This is a genomic window from Allobosea sp. NPDC055332 (assembly GCF_053645455.1).
This window is the reverse complement of sequence record NZ_JBSHMO010000001.1, coordinates 16,880-38,408: the sequence shown is the minus strand read 5'-3', so window position 1 is coordinate 38,408 and position 21,529 is coordinate 16,880. Positions and strand designations below refer to the sequence as shown.

At 66.9% G+C, this 21,529-nt stretch carries 20 protein-coding genes; 14 read left to right on the top strand and 6 right to left on the bottom strand.

Annotated features, from left to right (window positions below):
• Nucleotides 1-3: 3 nt before the first annotated feature.
• The 4 genes from ACWIGM_RS00180 (at nucleotide 4) to ACWIGM_RS00165 (ending at nucleotide 3,740) form a co-directional block, all read left to right on the top strand.
• A complete protein-coding gene (locus ACWIGM_RS00180; RefSeq protein ID WP_152013690.1) occupies nucleotides 4-1,020 on the top strand; it encodes a DNA-directed RNA polymerase subunit alpha in 1,017 nt (338 codons plus the stop codon).
• A 113-nt stretch (nucleotides 1,021-1,133) separates the two neighbouring features.
• Nucleotides 1,134-1,553 (top strand): 50S ribosomal protein L17, encoded by a 420-nt coding sequence (gene rplQ, locus ACWIGM_RS00175; RefSeq protein WP_454023927.1) that lies wholly within the window; start codon nucleotides 1,134-1,136, stop codon nucleotides 1,551-1,553.
• Between the two features lie 127 nt (nucleotides 1,554-1,680).
• Entirely contained in the window at nucleotides 1,681-2,634 is a 954-nt protein-coding gene (locus ACWIGM_RS00170) for a CPBP family intramembrane glutamic endopeptidase (RefSeq protein WP_454023926.1), read from the top strand.
• A 149-nt stretch (nucleotides 2,635-2,783) separates the two neighbouring features.
• On the top strand, nucleotides 2,784-3,740 hold the full coding sequence (locus ACWIGM_RS00165) for a tripartite tricarboxylate transporter substrate-binding protein (RefSeq protein ID WP_454023925.1): 957 nt from the start codon (nucleotides 2,784-2,786) through the stop codon (nucleotides 3,738-3,740).
• 6 nt (nucleotides 3,741-3,746) lie between these two features.
• Here ACWIGM_RS00165 and ACWIGM_RS00160 read toward each other — a convergent pair whose 3' ends face one another.
• The gene (locus ACWIGM_RS00160; protein WP_454023924.1) at nucleotides 3,747-4,166 is read right to left on the bottom strand and encodes a BLUF domain-containing protein; all 420 of its coding nucleotides are present in this window, start codon (nucleotides 4,164-4,166) and stop codon (nucleotides 3,747-3,749) included.
• 222 nt (nucleotides 4,167-4,388) lie between these two features.
• Here ACWIGM_RS00160 and ACWIGM_RS00155 point away from each other — a divergent pair, with 222 nt between their 5' ends.
• From ACWIGM_RS00155 to ACWIGM_RS00145, 3 genes are all read left to right on the top strand, one after another.
• Nucleotides 4,389-5,753 (top strand): DegQ family serine endoprotease, encoded by a 1,365-nt coding sequence (locus ACWIGM_RS00155; RefSeq protein WP_454025424.1) that lies wholly within the window; start codon nucleotides 4,389-4,391, stop codon nucleotides 5,751-5,753.
• 1 nt (nucleotide 5,754) lies between these two features.
• Entirely contained in the window at nucleotides 5,755-7,062 is a 1,308-nt protein-coding gene (locus tag ACWIGM_RS00150; RefSeq protein WP_454023923.1) for a replication-associated recombination protein A, read from the top strand.
• Nucleotides 7,063-7,232: 170 nt separating this feature from the next.
• A complete protein-coding gene (locus ACWIGM_RS00145) occupies nucleotides 7,233-9,290 on the top strand; it encodes a hypothetical protein (protein WP_454023922.1) in 2,058 nt (685 codons plus the stop codon).
• Nucleotides 9,291-9,328: 38 nt separating this feature from the next.
• On the opposite strand, the gene ACWIGM_RS00140 is transcribed toward ACWIGM_RS00145, so the two are convergent.
• Both ACWIGM_RS00140 and ACWIGM_RS00135 read right to left on the bottom strand, forming a co-directional pair.
• Nucleotides 9,329-10,594 carry a hypothetical protein gene (locus ACWIGM_RS00140; RefSeq protein ID WP_454023921.1) on the bottom strand — a complete coding sequence of 422 codons (1,266 nt, stop codon included), beginning with the start codon at nucleotides 10,592-10,594 and terminating at the stop codon, nucleotides 9,329-9,331.
• Nucleotides 10,595-10,743: 149 nt separating this feature from the next.
• Complete coding sequence (locus tag ACWIGM_RS00135) at nucleotides 10,744-11,409, bottom strand: DUF998 domain-containing protein (protein WP_454023920.1); 666 nt, start codon at nucleotides 11,407-11,409, stop codon at nucleotides 10,744-10,746.
• Nucleotides 11,410-11,510: 101 nt separating this feature from the next.
• On the opposite strand from ACWIGM_RS00135, the gene ACWIGM_RS00130 reads away from it, so the two are divergent.
• From ACWIGM_RS00130 to ACWIGM_RS00110, 5 genes are all read left to right on the top strand, one after another.
• Entirely contained in the window at nucleotides 11,511-12,146 is a 636-nt protein-coding gene (locus tag ACWIGM_RS00130; protein ID WP_454023919.1) for a TetR/AcrR family transcriptional regulator, read from the top strand.
• A 79-nt stretch (nucleotides 12,147-12,225) separates the two neighbouring features.
• On the top strand, nucleotides 12,226-12,609 hold the full coding sequence (gene crcB, locus ACWIGM_RS00125) for a fluoride efflux transporter CrcB (RefSeq protein WP_454025423.1): 384 nt from the start codon (nucleotides 12,226-12,228) through the stop codon (nucleotides 12,607-12,609).
• A complete protein-coding gene (locus tag ACWIGM_RS00120; protein ID WP_454023918.1) occupies nucleotides 12,606-13,913 on the top strand; it encodes an RluA family pseudouridine synthase in 1,308 nt (435 codons plus the stop codon). The genes crcB and ACWIGM_RS00120 overlap by 4 nt, the downstream gene beginning before the upstream one ends.
• 106 nt (nucleotides 13,914-14,019) lie before the next feature.
• The gene (locus tag ACWIGM_RS00115; protein WP_454023917.1) at nucleotides 14,020-14,517 is read left to right on the top strand and encodes a hypothetical protein; all 498 of its coding nucleotides are present in this window, start codon (nucleotides 14,020-14,022) and stop codon (nucleotides 14,515-14,517) included.
• A 72-nt stretch (nucleotides 14,518-14,589) separates the two neighbouring features.
• The gene (locus tag ACWIGM_RS00110; protein ID WP_454023916.1) at nucleotides 14,590-15,270 is read left to right on the top strand and encodes an HAD-IA family hydrolase; all 681 of its coding nucleotides are present in this window, start codon (nucleotides 14,590-14,592) and stop codon (nucleotides 15,268-15,270) included.
• A gap of 27 nt (nucleotides 15,271-15,297) precedes the next feature.
• Here ACWIGM_RS00110 and ACWIGM_RS00105 read toward each other — a convergent pair whose 3' ends face one another.
• On the bottom strand, nucleotides 15,298-16,674 hold the full coding sequence (locus ACWIGM_RS00105; protein ID WP_454023915.1) for a M20/M25/M40 family metallo-hydrolase: 1,377 nt from the start codon (nucleotides 16,672-16,674) through the stop codon (nucleotides 15,298-15,300).
• A gap of 270 nt (nucleotides 16,675-16,944) precedes the next feature.
• Here ACWIGM_RS00105 and ACWIGM_RS00100 point away from each other — a divergent pair, with 270 nt between their 5' ends.
• On the top strand, nucleotides 16,945-17,385 hold the full coding sequence (locus ACWIGM_RS00100; RefSeq protein ID WP_454023914.1) for a hypothetical protein: 441 nt from the start codon (nucleotides 16,945-16,947) through the stop codon (nucleotides 17,383-17,385).
• Between the two features lie 193 nt (nucleotides 17,386-17,578).
• On the top strand, nucleotides 17,579-19,579 hold the full coding sequence (locus ACWIGM_RS00095; RefSeq protein WP_454023913.1) for an acetyl-CoA carboxylase biotin carboxylase subunit: 2,001 nt from the start codon (nucleotides 17,579-17,581) through the stop codon (nucleotides 19,577-19,579).
• A gap of 4 nt (nucleotides 19,580-19,583) precedes the next feature.
• On the opposite strand, the gene ACWIGM_RS00090 is transcribed toward ACWIGM_RS00095, so the two are convergent.
• Nucleotides 19,584-20,525 carry an alpha/beta fold hydrolase gene (locus ACWIGM_RS00090; RefSeq protein WP_454023912.1) on the bottom strand — a complete coding sequence of 314 codons (942 nt, stop codon included), beginning with the start codon at nucleotides 20,523-20,525 and terminating at the stop codon, nucleotides 19,584-19,586.
• Between the two features lie 4 nt (nucleotides 20,526-20,529).
• Nucleotides 20,530-21,483 carry an alpha/beta fold hydrolase gene (locus tag ACWIGM_RS00085; RefSeq protein ID WP_454023911.1) on the bottom strand — a complete coding sequence of 318 codons (954 nt, stop codon included), beginning with the start codon at nucleotides 21,481-21,483 and terminating at the stop codon, nucleotides 20,530-20,532.
• Nucleotides 21,484-21,529: the final 46 nt, after the last annotated feature.

Genomic DNA, 21,529 nt, shown 5'->3' with positions numbered 1-21,529 from the left:
GTCGTGATCAGCAAGAACTGGCAGGATCTGTCCAAGCCGAACAAGCTCGAAGTCAAGGTCGGCGACGACCCGAAGCGTCAGGCCACCGTGATCGCGCGTCCGCTCGAGCGTGGCTTCGGCATGACGCTCGGCAATGCGCTGCGTCGCGTGCTGCTCTCCTCGCTCCAGGGCGCTGCCGTCACCGCCGTCCAGATCGACGGTGTGCTGCATGAGTTCTCCTCGATTCCGGGCGTGCGCGAGGACGTCACCGACATCGTCCTGAACATCAAGGCGATCGCCATCAAGATGCAGGGCGAGGGTCCCAAGCGCATGACCCTGCGCAAGACCGGCCCGGGCGCCGTCACTGCCGGCGACATCAACACCATCGGCGACGTCTCGATCCTCAATCCCGAGCTCGTGCTCTGCACGCTCGACGATGGGGCCGAGATCCGCATGGAGTTCACGGTCAACACCGGCAAGGGCTACGTCCCGTCCGAGCAGAACCGTCCCGAGGACGCGCCGATCGGCTTGATCCCGGTCGACAGCCTGTACTCGCCGGTCAAGAAGGTCTCCTATCGCGTCGAGAACACCCGCGAGGGCCAGAATCTCGACCGCGACATGCTGACCATGCAGATCGAGACCAACGGCTCGGTTTCGCCTGAGGACGCGCTGGCGCTCGCCGCCCGCATCCTGCAGGACCAGCTCGCCGTCTTCATCACCTTCGAAGAGCCGCGCAAGGAAGAGGCCGTCTCGACCGCGCCGCAGCTGCCGTTCAACCCGGCCCTGCTCAAGAAGGTCGACGAGCTCGAGCTGTCGGTCCGTTCGGCGAACTGCCTGAAGAACGACAACATCGTCTATATCGGCGACCTGATCCAGAAGTCGGAAGGCGAGATGCTTCGCACCCCGAACTTCGGCCGCAAGTCGCTGAACGAGATCAAGGAAGTGCTCGCCACCATGGGCCTCCATCTCGGCATGGATGTGCAGGGCTGGCCGCCGGAGAACATCGAAGAGCTGGCGAAGCGCTTCGAAGAGCATTACTGAGACCCTGGCGCGGGGCATCTCCGCGCCTTTCCCCGCCCGGCGTGACGTCACGCCGGAGCATAAAGGACGGCCGTTCCGTGGCACGGCGGCCGTAAGCAACTAAGGAGCCAAACATGCGTCACGGATTTCGCGGTCGCCGTTTCAACCGCACGGCCGAGCATCGCCAGGCGATGTTCGCCAACATGGCCCAGGCCCTGATCAAGCACGAGCAGATCACCACCACGCTGCCGAAGGCCAAGGACCTGCGTCCGGTCGTCGAGAAGCTGGTGACCCTCGGCAAGCGCGGCGACCTGCACGCCCGCCGCCAGGCGATCGCGCAGATCAAGGACGTCGCCCTGGTCGGCAAGCTCTTCGCTGTGCTGGGCCCGCGCTACAAGGAGCGCAATGGCGGCTATCTGCGCATCATGAAGGCCGGCTTCCGCTTCGGCGACAACGCCCCGCTCGCCGTGATCGAGTTCGTCGATCGCGACGTCGAGGCCAAGGGCAAGGATTCCGGCCCGGTCTTCACCGCGGATGACGAGCAGGCCGCCTGAGTCTCATCGGCATCAAGCATTTCGGAAGGGCGGTCCTCGGACCGCCCTTTTTCTTTGTCCGCTCTCCTGACTTGCCGAGGCTTTCAAGTATATACGCATACGCGTGGATGCGAGCCTGGATATCCCGATGCGAGAGAGCCGTTTTGCCGCCTATGTCGACGCGGCTCGCAATGGGAAGAACGCCCTCTGGCGGATCATTCTCTCGGTCGTGATCATCGCTGTCATCTGGGCCGTCATATCGCTTGTCTTCGTCTATGCCGCTGCAGTCTTCATTCTGATCCGCGACGGGATCTGGCCGGGGAGTTTCAGCGGCGTCTTTGAGCTCATCGGGTTTGCGGACCTGAGCAGTGATCGAATCTGGCCTTTCGTCATGCTGCTGTCGATCGCGCCGCTATGGCTCGCCGTCTGGCTGGCCGTTAAGGTCGTCCACAGGCGGCCGTTGCATGGCCTGTTCGGGGTCGAGGGGCGCTTATACTGGTCGGATTTTGCCAGGAGCGCGCTCGTCACGCTGGTCGTCGGCTGCGTGACCGCGCCGATCGCCCTTCTCATCGATCCGACCATCGTCCGTGGCAGTGTCAGCCTGTCCAGCTGGCTGGCGATGGCGCCTCTGCTGCTCGTCAGCCTGTTCCTGCAAACCTCGGCCGAGGAAGTCGTCTTTCGCGGTTATCTCCACCAGACGCTGGCGGCACGCTTCGCGACGCCGCTGATCTGGCTCGCCGTGCCGACGGTGCTGTTCACAGCAATGCACTGGCAAAGCGGAGCTTCGACTGCGATGAACCTGGCCGGTCTGTTCGTCATCCTCGGCTTCTCGCTGAGCATGAGCTGTCTGCTCATGGCGAGCGGCAATCTGGCGGCGGCGATGGGCGCGCATCTCGCCAATAACATCGGCGCTGTCATGCTGTTCTCGTACCAACCGGATCTGGGCAGCGCCGCGTTGTTCATGGGGCGCTCGATCCTCGACCCCGGCTGGACGCCGACGCAGGCGGTCATGTTCGCCCTGTACGGCGCTCTGGTCGTGGCGGTGACGCAGCTCCTGCTCCTGCATCGATCCTCGCCGGTGCGGCTGCGCTCATTGCCATAGCTGGAACGGCCTGCGGCCACGATTACTGCGGGAAATTGTTGCGCCCGCTCGCGCTTTTCGCTGCGTCAGGTCAATGTTAGCGTTTCCCTGAACCGGGCAGGGCGGCTCAACGCCGCCGGAAGCAAGCCCGGCAACGCGGGGGACAATACATGAAGCGCACTGCTCTGGCCGTGCTGGCCGCCATCGCCTTCGTGCCGGCTCAGGCCCAGGACAAATATCCGTCGAAGCCGATCAACATGCTGGTGCCGTTCGCGGCCGGTGGCTCCTCCGACGTGATCGCGCGCCTCGTCGGCGAGGAGATGGCGCAGGTGCTCGGCCAGCGCATCGTGATGGAGAACATGGGCGGGGCGGGCGGCGCCACCGCGCTGACCCGGGCGGCGAGAGCCGAGCCGGACGGCTACACCATCGTGATCGGCAATAGCGGCACCAATGCCGCCTCCTACACGATCTACAACGACCTGAAATACACGCCGGCCGATTTCGTGCCGGTCGGCCTCGTCGCCAAGACCTCGCCGATGATCGCGCTGAAGCTCGATTTCCCGGCCAAGGACCTCAAGGAGTTCCTCGCCTACGCCAAGGCGAATCCGGGCAAGATCAGCCTCGGCCATGCCGGCGTCGGCTCGTCGAACTACCTGATTTGCCGCAATTTCCTGAAGGCGTCGGGGCTCGACGTGGCTCTGGTGAGCTATCGCGGCGCGGGGCCGGCGCTGAACGACCTGATGGGCGGCCAGATCGACGGCGTCTGCGATGCCGCGACCTCGCTCTCCGGCGCCGTCCAGGGCAACAAGGTCAAGGCGCTGGTGGTGGCGACGCCGCAGCGCCTGCCGAGCCTGCCGGACGTGCCGACCTCGACCGAAGCCGGCTTGCCGGCCTTCCAGGCCCAGGGCTGGAACGCGATCTTCGCGCCGAAGGGCACGCCGCAGCCGGTGATCGACAAGCTCAATCAGGCGCTGCGCACCGCGCTTTCCAGCGAGAAGCTGCATGCACGGTTCAAGGAGCTCTCCTCGGTGTTGCCCGAGAAGGAGGAGATGTCGCCGGAGTTCGTCGCCAGGATGGTCCCGGCCGAGATCGAGAAGTACAAGGTGCTGCTTAGCGACGCGAAGTAAGCAGCTTCAGGCGCGAGTGCTGGCGAGCTCGCCGGCGAGATCGAGCAGCACGTCGAGCGGCTGCTCGAAGATCTCGGCCTCCGGCGAGACGCCATAGAGCCCGAAGATGAACTGGGTCGTCTCGTTGTGCTCGGCGAAGGCCATCGCCCAGCCGGTGAACTTTCGTTGCGCGATGGCATCCTGCGCCAGCAGGCGCAGCTCGCCATGGCGCGGATCGACCATGATCCGGCCATAGGTTTCCGCGATAGAGCCGGCCTCGCCTTCGAGGACCTGGGCGAATCCGCCCGGCGTCGCCATCAGGAACCCCGTGACATGCCGCTCGGCATTGAGCCGTCGCGCCGTCTCGAGAATGCGTGTGAGCTCGACGCGTCGATCCGCCTCGACGAGTCGGCTGCGGCTGGCATAAACAAGGCGCACGAGGTTCACGTCAACGGTCCTTTTTCAGGGCAGGGCGGGAGGTTTGCGGCCCGGAACGGAATCGCGCAGTGCGTGTTTCCGAGACTGTCCGGGATGCTGCCGCGGAGAGATGGTTCAGGATTTGAACGTCCAAAGCAGCCGTTTTGTTTCAAGAAGGAGATCGGCATGCGCCGTTCCATCATGCCGAACCGCAGTCGGTTTGTCGCCCTAAGCCTCGGCCTTGCGCTGTCCATGGGGGCGTCGACGCTCGCACTGGCCCAGACCCGCCAGGTTCCCGAAGCGCGCCAGCAGATCAGCCTGTCTTTCGCGCCGGTGGTGCAGAAGACGGCGCCCTCGGTCGTCAACGTCTATGGCGCGCGCGTCGAGCGGCGGCCGCAGAACCCGTTCATGGACGATCCGTTCTTCCGCCGCTTCTTCGGTGATGGCGGCTTCGGCCTGCCGCGCGAGCAGGTGCAGCGCTCGCTCGGCTCCGGCGTGATCGTCGATGCGATCGGGCTCGTCGTCACCAACAACCACGTCATCCAGAACATGACCGAGGTGAAGGTGGCGCTCGCCGACAAGCGCGAATACGAGGCCGAGATCGTGCTGCGCGACCCGCGCACCGACCTCGCCGTGCTGAAGGTGAAAGGCGCCAAGGACCTCGCCGCGATCGAGGTCGGCGATTCCGACACGCTGCAGATCGGCGATCTCGTGCTGGCGATCGGCAATCCCTTCGGCGTCGGCCAGACGGTGACGCAAGGCATCATCTCGGCGCTGGCGCGCACCCAGGTCGGCGTCGGCGACGCCCAGTCCTTCATCCAGACCGACGCGGCGATCAATCCCGGCAATTCCGGCGGCGCGCTGGTCGACATGCAGGGGCGCCTCACCGGCATCAACACCGCGATCTTCTCGCGCTCCGGCGGCAGCCACGGGATCGGCTTCGCGATACCTTCCGCCATGGTGCGCGTCGTCATCGAGAGCGCCAAATCGGGGGCCAAGCTGGTGCGCCGACCCTGGTTCGGGGCGCGGCTGCAGGCGCTGACCCAGGATGTCGCCGACGGGCTTGGCCTCGACCGCCCGGCCGGCTCGGTCGTCGCCAGCGTGGTCGATTCGGGGCCGGCGGCGGAAGGCGGCCTGAAGCGCTCCGACGTGATCCTCGCCGTCGACGGCGTCGGCGTCGACGACCCCGAGAGCTTCGGCTATCGCTTCGCCACCAGGCCGATTGGCGGCACGACGCAGCTCACCGTGCTGCGCGGCGGCAAGCGCATCACCGTTCCGGTCAAGCTGACCCCGGCGCCGGAAACCCGCCCGCGCGAACCGATCAAGGTCGCCGGCCGCTCGCCCTTCACCGGGTTGACCGTGCTGAACCTGTCGCCGGCCGTCGCCGAGGAGCTTTCGATCGATCCCTCGACCGAGGGCGTCGTCGTCAGCGAGATCGAGGACAACAGCGCTGCTGCCCGCGTCGGCTTTCAGAAGGGCGACCTGATCCTCGCCATCAATGGCGAGCGCATCACCGCCTCGCGCGAGATCGAGCTGGCGACGCGCGAGCGCAAGCGCTCCTGGGAGGTGACGATCTCGCGCAATGGCCAGACGGTGACCTCGACCTTCGGCGGGTGAGGTGAGCGACCTCTTCTCCGCCTCCGGCCTCGACAAGTCCGGCCCGCGCCCGCTCGCCGACCGGGTGCGGCCGACGACGCTCGGCGAGGTTGCCGGACAGGACCATCTGACCGGCGAGGATGGCGTGCTGACCCGGCTGATCGCCTCCGGCTCGCTCGGCAGCCTGATCTTCTGGGGCCCGCCCGGTACCGGCAAGACCACGGTGGCGCGCCTGCTCGCGGGGCAGACCGATCTCGGCTTCGAGCAGATCAGCGCGATCTTCTCCGGCGTCGCCGATCTGAAAAAAGCCTTCGATGCCGCCCGCGGCCGCCGCCTCGGCGGCAAGGGCACCTTGCTGTTCGTCGACGAGATCCATCGCTTCAACCGGGCCCAGCAGGACGCCTTCCTGCCGGTGATGGAGGACGGCACGATCACCCTGGTCGGCGCCACCACCGAAAACCCGTCCTTCGCCCTCAACGCGGCGCTGCTCTCGCGGGCCCGCGTCCTGACCTTCAAGGCGCTCGACGAAGGCGCGCTGCTCTTCATGCTCGGCCGGGCCGAGGCATTGGAGAACCGTGAATTGCCGCTGACGCCGGAGGCGCGCCTCGCGCTGGCGCGTTTCGCCGATGGCGACGGGCGGGCGGTGCTGACGCTGGCCGAGGAGACCTGGCGCGCCGCCAAGCCGGGCGAGATATTCGACGAAGCCGGCCTCTCCGAGGTGATTCAGCGCCGCGCGCCGATCTACGATAAGGCGCAGGACGGCCACTACAATCTGATCTCGGCGCTGCACAAGACGATCCGCGGCTCCGATCCGGATGCGGCGCTCTATTATTTCGCCCGCATGCTCGACGCCGGCGAGGATCCGCGCTTCCTGGCGCGGCGGCTGATGCGGATGGCGGTCGAGGATATCGGCCTCGCTGATCCGCAGGCGCTGGTGCATGCCCGCGCCGCGGCCGAAACCTATGAGCAGCTCGGCTCGCCCGAGGGCGAGCTCGCTTTGGCCAATACGGTGATCTATCTCGCCACGGCGCCGAAATCGAACGCGGCCTATGTCGCCTACAAGGCGGCGATGCGCACCGCCAAGGAAGCGGGATCGCTGACGCCGCCCAAGACGATCCTGAACGCCCCGACCAAGCTGATGAAGCAGGAGGGCTACGGCGCCGACTACGCCTATGACCACGACGCGCCCGACGCCTTCTCCGGCCAGAACTACTGGCCGGACGCGCTCGGTCGCCAGCTTTTCTACGATCCGCCGGAGCGCGGCTTCGAGCGCGAGATCAGGAAGCGGCTGGAGTACTGGGAGAAGCTGCGGCAGGAGCGGGGGGAGTAGGGGCTCGTACGCTTGGGCGTCCTCTCCCTCACGCTCGGGCTTGAGCCAGCCTGCAAGTTCTCCGTCGCAGGAACGATCTTCAAGAAGGGGGGATCGGCAGGGCGCAAGGCTCATCTCTTGCAATCGCTGGTAGCCTCGCCGACAGTGCCGTAACGGCAGAGGATGGCGTGGTGCCTAACGACGGTGACATAGATTTTGGCTCGCGCGAAGACGTCGAGCGCTTTCTGACCGGAAAACCGCCAGAGTGGGCTATGATGCTGGCAGCGCGTGCGGCTTTGCGTGTCTTGCCGCTGCTGGCGTCAGCCATCGCACCAAGATCGAAGCGACTTGGAGCAGCGGCGCCAGCTGCGATTCTGCTGCCGCTACTACGTGGCACGGCACTGCCGTGGCTTACAGCTCTTATACCCGGCCGTGGCCAACGCACCGTCGCCGCTGCTGCAGACGCTGCTGACGCCGCCGCTGCCCACGCCGCCCATGCTGACGCAGTGGCCGCTGACGCCTCCGCAGCTGCTGCCTATGCCGCTGACGCAGCCGCCCGTGCGGCCGACGCTAACGTTTCCGTGTATACTGCCGCCGATGCTCCCCGCGCCATCGTCCGCGCAGCCGCCCGTGCTACCGCCCGCGCTACCGATGCCGCCTACGCTGCCCGCGCCGCAGCCGCTGCCCGTGCCGCCACCGCTTACGCTGCCGCTGCCGCTGACGCCGCCGCCACCGACGATGCCCGGGCCGCCATTCGCGCCGCCGCTGCGGGTCATGTTGCCCGCTCCGCCGCCGCCTACGCGGCCGCTGACGACGCTGATGATGCCGCCCGTACCACTGTGCGCGCCGCTGCGGCTGTCGTTGACGCCGCGGCCGCTTGGATGGCGTCGCGCCGGGATGCTCTTACATTGATTGCTGAAGGGCCTCGGGCACTCGCCGAGGCGCCGCTCTGGCCAGACCGCAGTGCCCCGCCTGTCTTTGAAGCGGCTTGGCGAGAGTTCAGCGCTTCGGTTGCCCGGTTTGATGGGGCCGCAGATTGGATTGGTGTTTGGCTCGACTGGTACAAGGCCTTGCGTGATGGCCGCGCGCCTTGGGGTTTGGCACGCGAGGTCGGCGAGCGCATTCTCATCGAAGCGATGCTCTGGCCGCAGGAGGATTGGCACAAGGGCGCGCTACATATCAATCCGCGCATTCGGACGCTGATCGAGGTGGAGCGGGAAGAACTGGAGGAAAGCGCGGATCTTGACGAAATGGGCGCAGAAGTCCTGCCGTCTGTTGAGGCGTTGCCAGAACAAGAGTCATTTGCATATCGCTTCAACGGGCTCGCGAGCGGGCCAATTCAGATAGCGGCAGCGAGCGATACGTCGGATCGATTGCTGGTGGGACCCGATCGGCAGGAAGACTATGCGGATATCAGGACGAAAGGTCGCGAGCTTTCTGCCCTGGGCCCAAATCGTCTCGGCCATCTAGTAAGTTCAGTCGACCGCCTTCTCGCGCTTCCTGAGGCTGTTGCAGAAACACGTGCTCAGGCTTTCTGGTCTGTGCTCAACACGCTCAGAATCAAGCTGGAAGGCCACGAGGCTGCCGTGGCGCACCGAACGCAGAACAATTCGAAACCGGACTACGAGAAGGACGACAGGCTGCTAGATTCGTTGACCGGGGATGGGCTGCAAGATCTCGTCGAGACGATCAATGCCTTCGTCCTTGGCGATCCGGCTTTGGTGGACCGGGATGCAGCGCGACCCGGTCCACAAGAGATTCAAATTGCTTACCGAGAACGGCAGCTGATTGAACCGGTGGCGGGCGCTGCGGCTCTCAACCCCGCAATAGCGTCTGGCGATGCCGGAGCGGCCGTCACGGAGGAACTGGCAAAGATAGGGACTGGGGCTTCGCTAGCCGAGCGCCAAGGAGCCGAAGCAGGGCAGCGAACGATCCGGAATTTCATCGCCACACTATTGCGACGCGCCTATGTACCCCTCAAGAAGGCCGGAGTGGCGGCGGCAAGTGAAGTTGCCTTCGCATGGAAGGAGGCGCGTTCAGGCTTCTATAAGAAGAGCGGAGAGATCGCCGGATTGATCGGAACTGCTGCTGTCGGCGTTTGGTTGACTGGGCAATGGGCAACGATCGCGGCATTCGTGGCACAGCATGCGACCGCTCTGTCTGCCTACGCAGCCTCAGCCTTTCCCAAGAATCCGCAGCTCGTCCGCATAATTGAGACGATTGCTAAAGTATTCGGGTCGCCGGCTTAACCAACCGACAAGCCGCGCTGAATTTGTCTGCCCGCCTCTTAAAAACTCCGCTCGATGAAAATCTGCGTCGAGATCTGCCGCCCCGCCAATCCTGCCGCGATCTCGCGGCCGGTGAGCGCGATCTTCGCCCAGGCGATCGAGCTCTCGATGCCGGCCTTGAAACCCTCCACGGGCGTCCAGACCAGATTGGTGGCGAAGCGGTCGATCCTGATCTCGCCGCGGATCTGGTTGGCGAGCGGCACTTCGAGCCAGTAGCGGCTGAGATAGGCGTTGCTGGCAAGCTCTTCGGTCCATTCGAAGCGGCCTGAGACGACGGTCGAGAAACCGCGGGTGGCGTCGCTCGCCAGCAGCACGCGGTTGACGAGGCGGGCGTCGAGCTGCGAGCCGATATAGGGCGCGCCGTCGATCGCGCCGGCGAGCTGGGCGGTCAGGCTCCAGCCATGGCCGAAGGCTTCGCCTTCATAGGTCGCGCCGACGATGCCGGCCCGGCCGAAGCGCGCGGGCGTGCCGGGGATCTCGCGCAAGGCGAGCGCGCCATGGATGGTCCAGCCGCCTTGCTCATAGACCAGCCGGCCGACCGCATCCGGCATCCGCCGGCCGGTCTGGACCGGCGCCGTCACCGAGGCGTTGCCGAGCGCCGGGTCCTCGAGGGCGAGCGTCGCGGTCCAGCTCTCGGTCAGCGGCAGTTCCAGCGCGATGACGCCGACGGTGCGCGACGGCACGCGCGTCGAGAAGATGAACTCGTCGGCGGTCCAGAACGAGAAGCGTGAGGAATCGAGGCCGAAGGTCCAGGGACCGATCAGGATCGTCGCCTCGTCGATCGTGGTCTCGCTGATGCCGTCGACCGGGCTCTGCATGGTGAAGCCGAAGGCGGTGCCGATGCGCAGGCCCGAGGCGAGCTCATGCGAGGTCGCGATGCGGAAGGCGGCGCTGACCGAGGAGGAGGTCGCGGCGGAGGGAGCCGGCGGGCCGTTGCGCGAGGCGCGGAAGGAATCACGCTGCATGCCGGCGCTGACCGTGCCGGTGATCGAGAGGCAGGTGGCCGAGCCCGGCAGGACGAGGCCGCGCTCGGGCGGGTCCTCGTCGTCGTCATCTTCCTCTTCGTCGTCGCTGTCGTCATCCGCCTCGTCTGCGCTCGACGCCGTGGGCTTTGCTTTTTCGCTGGCGAAGAGCGGCTCGGTCTCGGGGAGCGTGATGGTGCAGGCGCGGGCGAAGCTCGGGGCCTGCGCCGGGCGTGACGGCAAGGGGGCCGGCGCGGCGAGGGCGGTCTGCGAGAGCAGTGCGAGCACGAGCCCGGCAGGCAAGGCCGCGCGCCAACAAGCTGCGCCGATACGCTCGCCTTCCGGTTCGAAACCGCATGCCATCGGCGCGCCGACCACCCCACGCTACCCGGCGTTTTTGCCGGTCGCGGGGGTGGCAAGTCAATCGCGGAGGCGCCGGAACGCCGGCCGGATCAGCCGGCGGAAGCTGGCTGAGGCGGGAGTGCCGAGGAGGCCGACGCTTCGTTGCGGATCTCGAAGGCGACGAGCGAGAGCCAGCCGAAGAGCACGATACCAGCGCTGCCGACGATCACGCCTGCCCAGGAGGGATTGGCCATGCCCATGGCGACGAGCGCGGGAGCCAACAGGGCCGTGGCGATGCTGTAGAGCGCCCAGCCACGCTTGCCGACGGCGCTGAAGCGGCGCGCCAGGACGAAGCAGGCGGCGATCAGCGACAGGAACGAGACGAGGAACGCCACCATATGCAAGGCGCCGGTGGCGCTCATTTGCGGCGCTTGGCCGGGAACGGGGAGGGGATCGGGTCCGAACAGCCCGGCACCGATCATGCCGATTCCGTAGAGGCCGGCAAGGATGGGGCCTGCAATGCCGCCGCGCTGGCCGCGCAGGGCCCGGCGCAAACCGAGCGCACCGGCGAGCGCCAGGGTGCCGGACAGCACGAAATTCGCGACCTGGATCCAGCCGAGCTCGCCGACCGCGAGGAAGCTGAGTGGCTGCGTGCGGATGTCGTAGCTCGGCCTGAGCGCCAATTGCAGGGCGACGACGAGGTAGAAGAACGGGGCCGTCACGGCGCCACAGGCGAGGAGGGCACGGTTCGTGGGCTGGGAGGATGCGGTTTTCATCTGGCTCTCCGGGGATGGAAGGGATAAAGTGAAACTGAACGGTTTAGTACAACTAAACTGTGTAGTTTCATTCCTGATGTCAAGCCCGGAGACGCTGCGCCATGTCGCAAGCCACCCTCGATCGATCCGAGCGCAAGCGCGGCACCGTGCTCGACGCGGCGACGAACCTCTTCCTGAGCAAGGGCTATGACGGCACCACCATGGACGAGGTGGCGGCCCTGGCGGGTGTGTCGAAGCCGACGCTCTACCGCTATTTCGCTGACAAGGAGCGGCTCTATGCCGAGATCGTCGCGGCAACCACGGACAATATCGACGGATTGCTGCGGATGGTGGCCGACGAACTCGCCGCCTCCGACGATCCGAGGGAAGGGCTCGGGCGGCTCGCCAGCAAGTTCCTGACCGCGCTGATGCAGCCGGACCTGCTGCGCCTGCGCCGGCTGGTGATCGCCAATGCCGAGCGCTTTCCGGACGTGGGGCAGGGCTGGTTCGACCGCGGCTTCGGCAGGGTGCTCCAGACGTTGTCGGGCGCCTTCCAGCGCTATGTCGCCAACGGCCGGCTGCGGATGGACGATCCCTTGCTGGCGGCCGACCATTTCGCCGGGCTGGTGCTGTGGATACCGCTGAACCGCGCCATGTTCAGCGGCAATTGCGACAGCGATCCGGCCGAGCTCGCCCGCTATGCGCAGGCTGCGGTCGACGCGTTCCTGCGCGGCTACGGCACGGAAGCAGTCAAATAAGGGGCAGGCCGGGCTGGAACGGACAGATCCGCAGCGGATTTCGTTTGTGCGCGCTGGCGCGGCGCTCTATGCCTCGGGGATGCTTTCCACCGCTCTCGTCTTCCTCGGCGCCGGCATCGGCGGCGTGCTCCGGCACGGGGTCAACCTCGTCTCGCTGAAATGGCTCGGCGCCTCGTTCCCCTATGGCACGATGGCGATCAATATCCTCGGCTCCGGCGTGATGGGGCTGGTCGCCGGCTTCCTTGCCTTCAAGGCCGGGGAGGGCTGGACGCAGAATGCGCGGCTCTTCCTCGCTACCGGCATTCTGGGCGGCTTCACCACCTTCTCGGCCTATTCGCTCGACGCGGTGCTGCTCTGGGAGCGCGGCGAGATCGCGCTGGCGGCAGCCTATGTGCTCGGCTCGGTCGTCCTCTCGCTTGCGGCGCTGGTCGCAGGGCTTGCTCTGGTCAGGGGGCTGTCATGAGAACCGGTGGCAAGGGGACGGGCGGTCCTCCACGCGGCAACGGCCCCAAGCGCGGCGGCAGGCCGCCCGCTTCCGGCGCGCCGAAGGGCAAGCGCCCGAGCCATGATGCGCGCCGCTCGGCCCGTGCCGCGGCCAGGCCGCGCCCGGCCGAGGAGGTGGTCGTGCGCACCGAGCCGACGCGCAACCCGAAGCCGCATCATCCCGCCCCGAGGGCCGCTGGACCGCGCAAGCCTGCGACACGCAAGCCGCCGATCACGGATGTGCCGACGCGCGCCGAGGTCAAGGCCGTCACCGCCGAGGTGCTCTCGACCGGCGTGCAGCAGCTCGTGGTGACGCCGGACGAGAACGAGATGCGGATCGACCGCTTCCTCGAGGCGCGCTTCCCGCAGCTCTCCTTCAGCCATATCCAGCGCATCGTCCGGAAAGGCGAGCTGCGCGTCAACGGCAAGCGCGCCGACAGCAAGGACCGGCTCGAAGCCGGCCAGACCGTGCGCATCCCGCCGCTGAAGCTGGAGCAGGCGGCAGAACGGCCGCGCTCGGCCAAGGCCGATGCCGATACGATCGGCTTCCTGCGCTCGATCACGCTCTATGAGGACGAGGACGTCATGGTCCTCAACAAGCCGGCGGGCCTGGCCGTGCAGGGCGGTTCGGGCACGACCCGCCATGTCGACGGCATGCTGGCGGCCTTGACTGGCAAGGATGGGCAGAAGCCGCGTCTCGTCCACCGGCTCGACAAGGACACGGCCGGTTGCCTGGTTATCGCCAAGTCGCGCTTCGCCGCGGCGACGCTCGCCAAGACCTTCCGCTCGCGCTCGGCCCGCAAGGTCTACTGGGCGCTGGTCTATCATGTCCCGCGCGTGAAGCAGGGCCGGATCTCGACCTATCTCGCGCGCGAGGAAGCCTATGACGGCGACCAGCGCATGGCCGTCGCCGAGCATGGCGGAGAGGGCGCGATGCATGCGGTGACTTACTACGCCGTGGTCGAGACCGCGGCGCAGAAGCTGGCCTGGCTCTCGCTCAAGCCGGTGACCGGGCGCACGCACCAATTGCGTGCCCATGCCGCCCATATCGGCCACCCGATCGTCGGCGATCCCAAATACTTCGACATCCAGAACTGGGAGATGCCGGGCGGCATCCAGAACAAGCTGCATCTGCTGGCGCGGCGAATCGTGCTGCCGCATCCGCGTGGCAAGGGCACGATCGACGTCAGCGCGCCGCTGCCGCCGCATATGCGCCAGAGCTGGAACCTGCTCGGCTTCGAGGATGCGCCTTACGACCCGATCGTCGACGCGCCGGACGAATAGGGCCCGCACGAGAAAGTTGCGTGACCTGACGTCAGAACACTTGCGGAACAAAACGCGTTATGTTCTAAGTTTGTTCCTGTGAACAGTTCATCACGGGAGGCTTTCCATGTCGCGCATCGCCTTGCTTGCCGCTGGCCTCGTTCTTTCGTTTTCTTCTGCCGGTTTCGCTCAGGTCCAGCCGGCGCCTGCCGCCGCGAAGCCGGCCGCCACGGCGGCCGACGAGCCGGTGCCGCGCGCTGCCCGCGCCGAGGCCCGGCGCGATTGCTATGCCGAGAACGTCGCTCTCTCCGGTGATGATCTGCGCCGCGCCATGCGCGAGTGCATGCAGGAGCGCTTTCCGGGCGTGAAGCTCTATGCCAGCGACGGGCTGACCCGCGACGGCAAGCCGACCGCGGCGACGGCGCGGGCCGTCTGCAAGCAGGAGGCCGATGCTGGCGGGCTCAAGGGCGCCGAGCGCACGGCGGCGCTGGTCGCCTGTTTCAACGGCAAGCGTCCGGACCTCGCCCAGCGCGCCGAATGCCGCAAGGAGGCGCGCGGCAAGGGGCTCGATGGCGATGCCCTGAAGGCGGCGATCGCCGGATGCGGCCGCAACCCGCAAGGGTGAGGCCGTTGCGGCATGAGGGCCTTGCGCCGGCGGAGATGGCGGGCTGCCGCCATCTCCTGTAGAGCGCCGGGCATGGACCTCATCATCTTCGACCTCGACGGCACGCTGATCAATTCCGAGGCGATCATCCTCGGCGCGCAATACGAGACTTTCGCGCGCTGTGGCCGTGTCCACCCCGGTCGCGAGGCCGGTCTCGGTGTGATCGGGCTCACCCTCGACATCGCGCTGATGCGGGTCGCCGGGCTTGCCGAGCCGGATGACGTGCTGACGCAGACCTACCGGGACGTCTTCAACGACATGCGGCTGCGGGCGGAGAGCGATCCGTCTTTGGCCGAGCCGCTCTTCCCCGGCGTGGTCGATCTGCTGGCAGGGCTGTCGCAGCGGCCGCAGACGTTGCTCGGCATCGCTACCGGAAAGTCACGGCGCGGGGCCGACTACGCCATCGAACGTTATGGTTGGAGACAGCTGTTCGCGACGACCCAGACGGCTGACGATGCGATCTCGAAGCCGCATCCCGAGATGATCCTGCGGGCGATCGCCGAGACCGGCGCGACGCCGGAGCGGACGCTGATGGTCGGCGACAGCACCTTCGACATGGAGATGGCGGTGGCGGCAGGCGTGACCCCGGTCGCGGTCTCCTGGGGCTTCCAGCCGGTCGCGGCGCTGCAGGCAGCCGGGGCGCGGCATGTGATCGACGCTTGCGCCGAGCTGCTCGGCATCGTCGACAAGCTGGCGGTGGCGGAGCCGGCCTGAGGGCGGCTGAAGCCGCCCGGAGAGGGCTCAGGACGCCTTGAGCTGGCCGAGCTCGTGCAGGAGCGCCGCGCCGGTGCGCAGCCCGCTATAGAAGCAGTCGAGCGTCAGGTTCTCGTTCGGAGCGTGGTTCGCCTCGTCCGGATTGGCATAGGGCGTGACGAAGGCGGGGATGCCGAGGATCTTGGTGAAGACATAGCCGGGCAGGCTGCCGAACCCCGCCGGGATCAGCAGCGGCTCGACGCCCTGCGCCGCGACGAAGGCGCGGCGTAAGGGGGCGGTGAAGGGCGAGGCGATCGGCGTCTTCGAGGGCTGCATGCCGGCATCGGCGGCGATGAATTCGACTTCCGGCGCATGCTGCGCCACATGCGCCGCGACCTTGCGCAGGATGTCCCCGGGGTCCTGCGCCTCGACCAGGCGGATATCGCATTTCACCAAGGCTTCGTTGGGCAGGACGGTCTTGGAGCCGGGGCCGCCATAGCCGCCATGGAAGCCGTTGATGGTCAGCGTCGGGCGGAAGCAGAGGCGCTCGTAGAAGGGCCGGTCGGCCGGCGCATCGAGCCGCGTCAGCCCAAGGCTGCGCTTGACCGCCTCGATGTCGAGCGGCAGGGCCTCGATCGCGGCGAGCTCTTCTGGCGTCGGTGCTTCGATGTCGTCATGCAGGCCGGCAATGGTGATCTCGCCGGCGGCGTTCTTCATGGTGCCGAGCAGATGCACCAGCGTCCAGATCGGGTTCGGCACGACGCCGCCGAAATTGCCGGAGTGCACGTCGCGGACGGCGTGGCGGCAGCGCAATTCGAAGGAGACCACGCCGCGCGAGCCGAACTTGATCGCCGCTGCACCGCTGGCATGACGCGGCCCGTCGGCGGTGACGGCAAGATCCGCCTCGAGCATCGCCTGGTTGGCGTGTACGAAGCCGGCGATGTTAGGGCTGCCGATCTCCTCCTCGCCCTCCAAGAGCAGGATGACATTGCACGGCAGCGTGCCGTGCACCGCAAGATGCGATTCGATCGCCAGGATCTGGGCGAAGTGCTGGCCCTTGTTGTCGCCGACGCCGCGCGCATAGATCCGGCCGTCGCGGATCGTCGGCTCGAAGGGCGGCGAAAGCCATTTGTCGAGCGGGTCCGGCGGCTGCACGTCGTAATGGCCGTAGAGCAGCACGGTCGGCTTGCCCGGTGCCTTCTGCCAGCGCGCGACCACCATGGGATGCCCGTCGGTCGGCACCAGGCTGGTCTCAAGCCCGATCTTCGTCAGCATCTCGACCAAGAGCGCGCCGACTTCGGCGATGCCGATATTCTCGGCGCTGATGCTGGGATGGCGCAGATAGGCGAGCAGGCGATCGAGGAAAGCGCTGCGGTTCGCCTCGATATGCGCGAAGACCGCAGCCAGCGTGTCGGAAGAAGCCATGTCGCGCTACCTGTCCGGGATGAGGATCCGGACACGGTAGAGTGCCGCGCGCGATCGCGTCCAATGCGCCGGACGCAGCCCGGAAAAGCGCTCGTGGGCAGGGAGGAGCGGCAAGGCAGTAACATCCTCGCAACCACGCTGACTCAGCACCGTTTAACCTGAACGGACGTTCAGATTTGCGTGTTAACCACCTGATGACTGGCCCGGCTGCATCGTCTTCATACGACAGGGACAAGCCGACACACAACAACGTCGGACAGGAGTTGAACGATGATTGGCCACGAACTCCGCGAATTCGTCGATCACGTGATAGACAGGCGCGTGATCGACGATGAAGACGTCCGAATTCTTCAGCGCGAGATCTTGCACGAAGCCGTGCTGACCCGCGACATCATTGATGTGCTGGTGGCGCTCGACCGGGCCGTTACCGACAAGTCGCCGCTCTTCGCCGATGTGCTGCTGGCATTCTGCGTCGACTTCTCGGTCTGGGAGAGCCGCCCGACCGGCCGGATCGACCGCGACAAGGCGCATTGGCTGGTGACGACGCTCTCGGCCGGCGATGGCCCGACGCCGCTGGCGCAGAAGATCGCCTTCGAGGTGGTTCGCGAAGCCGAGGCCTGCGACGAGGCACTGGTCAGCTTCGCCCTGCGCAAGGCCGATGCCCGGATCTCGATGGCTCCGACCGCCCAGCGCGTGGTGCTGGCGAGCTGAAGCGTGGGGCGCGTGGTGCGCCTCGCCACTGGATGATCTTGGAGCCGTATCCGAGCGGGTTGATCCGACCCGCTCGGATACGGCTCTGGTGTTTGCGCACGTCGCAGAACTTTCGCATCAGTGGACGGATGCGCTTGCCTCCCGTAAAGCCCGCACTGCACAATGAAGGCACCGGGCCGGGGGGACGCCACGCATGTTCTCGAAGATCCTGATCGCGAACCGTGGCGAGATCGCCTGCCGCGTCATCAAGACGGCAAAGCGGATGGGCATCAAGACGGTGGCGGTCTATTCCGATGCCGACCGTGATGCGCTGCATGTCGAGATGGCCGACGAGGCCGTGCATATCGGCGCAGCCCCAGCCGCCGAATCCTATCTCCAGATCGACAAGATCATCGCCGCCTGCAAGCAGACGGGGGCTGAGGCCGTCCATCCCGGCTACGGCTTCCTCTCCGAGCGTGAGGCCTTCGCCAAGGCGTTGAAGGAGAACGGCATCGTCTTCATCGGCCCCAATCCCGGCGCCATCGCCGCGATGGGCGACAAGATCGAATCGAAGAAGGCCGCGGCCGCGGCCGAGGTTTCGACGGTGCCGGGCTATCTCGGCGTGATCGAGAACCCCGAGCATGCCGTGAAGATCGCCGACGAGATCGGCTATCCCGTGATGATCAAGGCCTCGGCCGGCGGCGGCGGCAAGGGCATGCGCATCGCCCATTCTTCGGCTGAGGTCGCCGAGGGCTTTGCCCGGGCGAAATCGGAGGCGGCATCCTCCTTCGGCGACGACCGCGTCTTCGTCGAGAAGTTCATCGTCGATCCCCGCCATATCGAGATCCAGGTGCTGGGCGACAAGCACGGCAACGTCATCTATCTCGGCGAGCGCGAATGCTCGATCCAGCGCCGCAACCAGAAGGTGCTGGAGGAGGCGCCGTCGCCGCTGCTCGACGAGGCGACCCGCCGCAAGATGGGCGAGCAGGCGGTCGCGCTGGCCAAGGCGGTGAACTACGACTCGGCCGGCACGGTCGAGTTCGTCGCCGGCCAGGACAAGTCGTTCTACTTCCTGGAGATGAACACCCGCCTGCAGGTCGAGCATCCCGTCACCGAGATGATCACCGGCATCGACCTGGTCGAGCAGATGATCCGGGTCGCCTATGGCGAGAAGCTCGCGATCGGCCAGGGCGACGTGAAGCTCAATGGCTGGGCCGTCGAGAGCCGCGTCTATGCCGAGGACCCGACCCGCAACTTCCTGCCCTCGACCGGCCGGCTCGTCACCTATCGCCCGCCGAGCGAGGGGCCGGACGGCGACGCCACCGTGCGCAACGACACCGGTGTGTTCGAGGGCGGCGAGATCTCGATCTATTACGACCCGATGATCGCCAAGCTGGTGACGCACGCGCCGACGCGCGAGGCGGCGATCAAGGCGCAGGCGCGCGCGCTCGATGCCTTCGCCATCGACGGCATCCGCCACAACATCCCGTTCGTTGCGGCGGTGATGCAGCATCCGCGCTGGATCTCGGGCAATCTCTCGACCGGTTTCATCGCCGAGGAGTTCCCGGAAGGCTTCTCGCTGCCGCAGCCGGAAGGCGAGATCGCGCTGCGCATGGCGGCGATCGCGATCGCCTGCGACCACCGGCTCAATGCCCGCAAGCGCCACGTCTCGGCGCAGATGGAAGGCTGGCGCAAGGTCGAGTTCGAGCGCACCCGCATCGTCTCGCTCGGCGGCGAGCGCTTCGAAGGCGACGTCACGGAGCAGGGTGGGGCGGTGACGATCGCCTTCGCCGACCGCAGCCTGACGGTCGCGAGCGACTGGCGGCCGGGCGAGCCGGTCTGGCGCGGCACGCTCGATGGCGTTTCGATCGCGGCGCAGGTCCGGCCGATCCTCAACGGCGTCGCGCTCGGCCATGCCGGCGCCTATGCTAACGCCCATGTCTACACGCCGCGCGAGGCCGAGCTCGCGGCGTTGATGCCGGAGAAGGCAGCGGCTGACACCGGCAAGGTGCTGCTCTGCCCGATGCCCGGCCTGGTCAAGGCGCTGCTCGTCAGCGTCGGCCAGGAGGTCAAGGCCGGCGAGCCGCTCGCCATGGTCGAGGCGATGAAGATGGAGAACGTGCTGCGTGCCGAGAAGGACGTCACCATCGCCAAGATCCTGGCGAAGGAGGGCGATTCGCTCGCGGTCGACGCGGTGATCATGGAATTCGCCTGAGGCCTCAGCCGGGGGCTGCGGCACTGGCCTGCCGCCGGAAGAAGGGCATGAGCGCCGCGACGACCTGCCTGGGGCTGTCCTCGAGCTGGAGGTGATCGCCGCTCGTGCTCGCGCCGCTGACCTCGTCCGCCCAGTTGCGCCAGATGCCGACACGCCGTGCGAGGGCGTTCTCCGGGCCCGGCCAGATCACCAGCACCGGGCAGTCGAGCTTGCGGCCGGCCGCCCGATCAGCCTCGTCGCAGGCCAGGTCCTCGTCCAAAGCGGAGCGATAATCCTCGCAGACCGCATGCTGGACCTCAGGCCTGCGGAAAGCAGTGCGGCAAGCCTCCCGGGCAGCCGGCTCGATGACGGCATCGCTCTGCGCGTTCATGCCGGCGAAGGCGCGGTCGATCAAAAGATCCGGCTCGGCGGCGAGCAGGCGCTCGGGCAGGTCGGCTTCCTGCGCCAGCAGGAACCAGTGATAGGCCTTTTGGGCGTAGCGATAGTCGACCCCCGACATCGCATCGCGCGTCGGCACGACGGCCAGCGAGGCGAAGGCGCCGACGATGCCGGAATGATCGAGCACCAGGCGGTAGCCGGCCCTTGCGCCGCGATCGTGCCCGGCGAGCGCAAAACGCCCGTATCCAAGCGCCCGCATGAGCGCGACCAGCGCCGCACCGACCCGGCGCTTGTTCCAGCGCGGCTTCGATGCCTGCGTCCTGCTGGCGCCATAGCCGGGCAGGTCGGGAATGATCAGGGTATGCTCGCGCGCCAGGGCCGGGGCGACCTTGCGCCAGGCGATATGGGTTTGCGGGAAGCCGTGCAGCAGCAGGAGCGGCGGGCCGCTGCCGCCGATCACGCCGGCGAAGCGGACGCCGCCGGCTTCGAGATCGAGCGATCGGAAGCCTGGAAAGAAGGGCGGCGACCCGGCGCTGGAGTTCCGACGCGGTATCGGCTGCGACGTCATCGTCTCAGCCTCTGTTCGCTGCCGTGACGAAGGCGGCGAGCTCCAGCCCGTAGCGGCCGGGCTCCTCATAGAAGGGGGCGTGGCCGCTATCGGTATAGAGGGAGAGGTGACTATTCGCGTGGAGCGCCGCGATGCGCTCGGACATGGCGACCCGCACCAGCCGGTCATGCACGCCATGGCTCAGCAGGATCGGTCCGGAATACTCCCTGAAAACCGGTTCGAGGTCGGTGACCTGTGTCCTGACGAAGCCCTCGTTCACGGCGCGCCCGGTCATGCCGTTGATGACCAGCATGCGCTGCAGCTCGCGCGGCGCCGGCGGCCGATGGAAACAGGCGGCGAGAAACTCGGCCGTAGCCGTCGCCCGCTGTGCCAGATCAGGCGAGGTGGTGGTCTGCGTGAAGGCCCCGGCCTCCTCCGTCAGGAGATCGGGGGAGAGCTTCGTCACCGCATCGACGAGATTGACGCCGGCGATCGCCGCTCCGCCATATTTGCGCAGATAAGCGCCGGCCACGAAGCCGCCGAGCGACCAGCCCACCAGGACGGGCCGGCGCAGCCCGGTTGCCGCGATGACCGCTGCGACGTCGTCAGCCCAGCGGTCGGCATCGGAATAGGCCTCCATCGAGGTGGGCTTGTCGGAATCGCCATGGCCGCGCAGGTCGAACCCGACCAGGCGAAAGCCGGCAAGGACCGGATCGGAAAACTGCGTCTCCCAGCTCAGGCGGCTCTGGCGCAGCCCGTGGATGAAGAGGATCTCGGGCGCCGCTGCATCGCCCTGGGCCCAGCCGGCGAGCTTTGTCCCGTCGGACGAGGTCGCCGAGAAAAGGCCAGCCTGGTTCCGGGTGGCGGCCTCGGCAGCCGGACGATGCAACGACATATCCGCCAGGGCCGCACCGGCTCCGGTCGCGACCATGGTGAGACCGCCGCTTCCGGCCAGGAAGGTCCGCCGCGAATGATCCATATCGCATCGCTCCATGTTGTTTATTGATCGCTAAACAACATTCTTG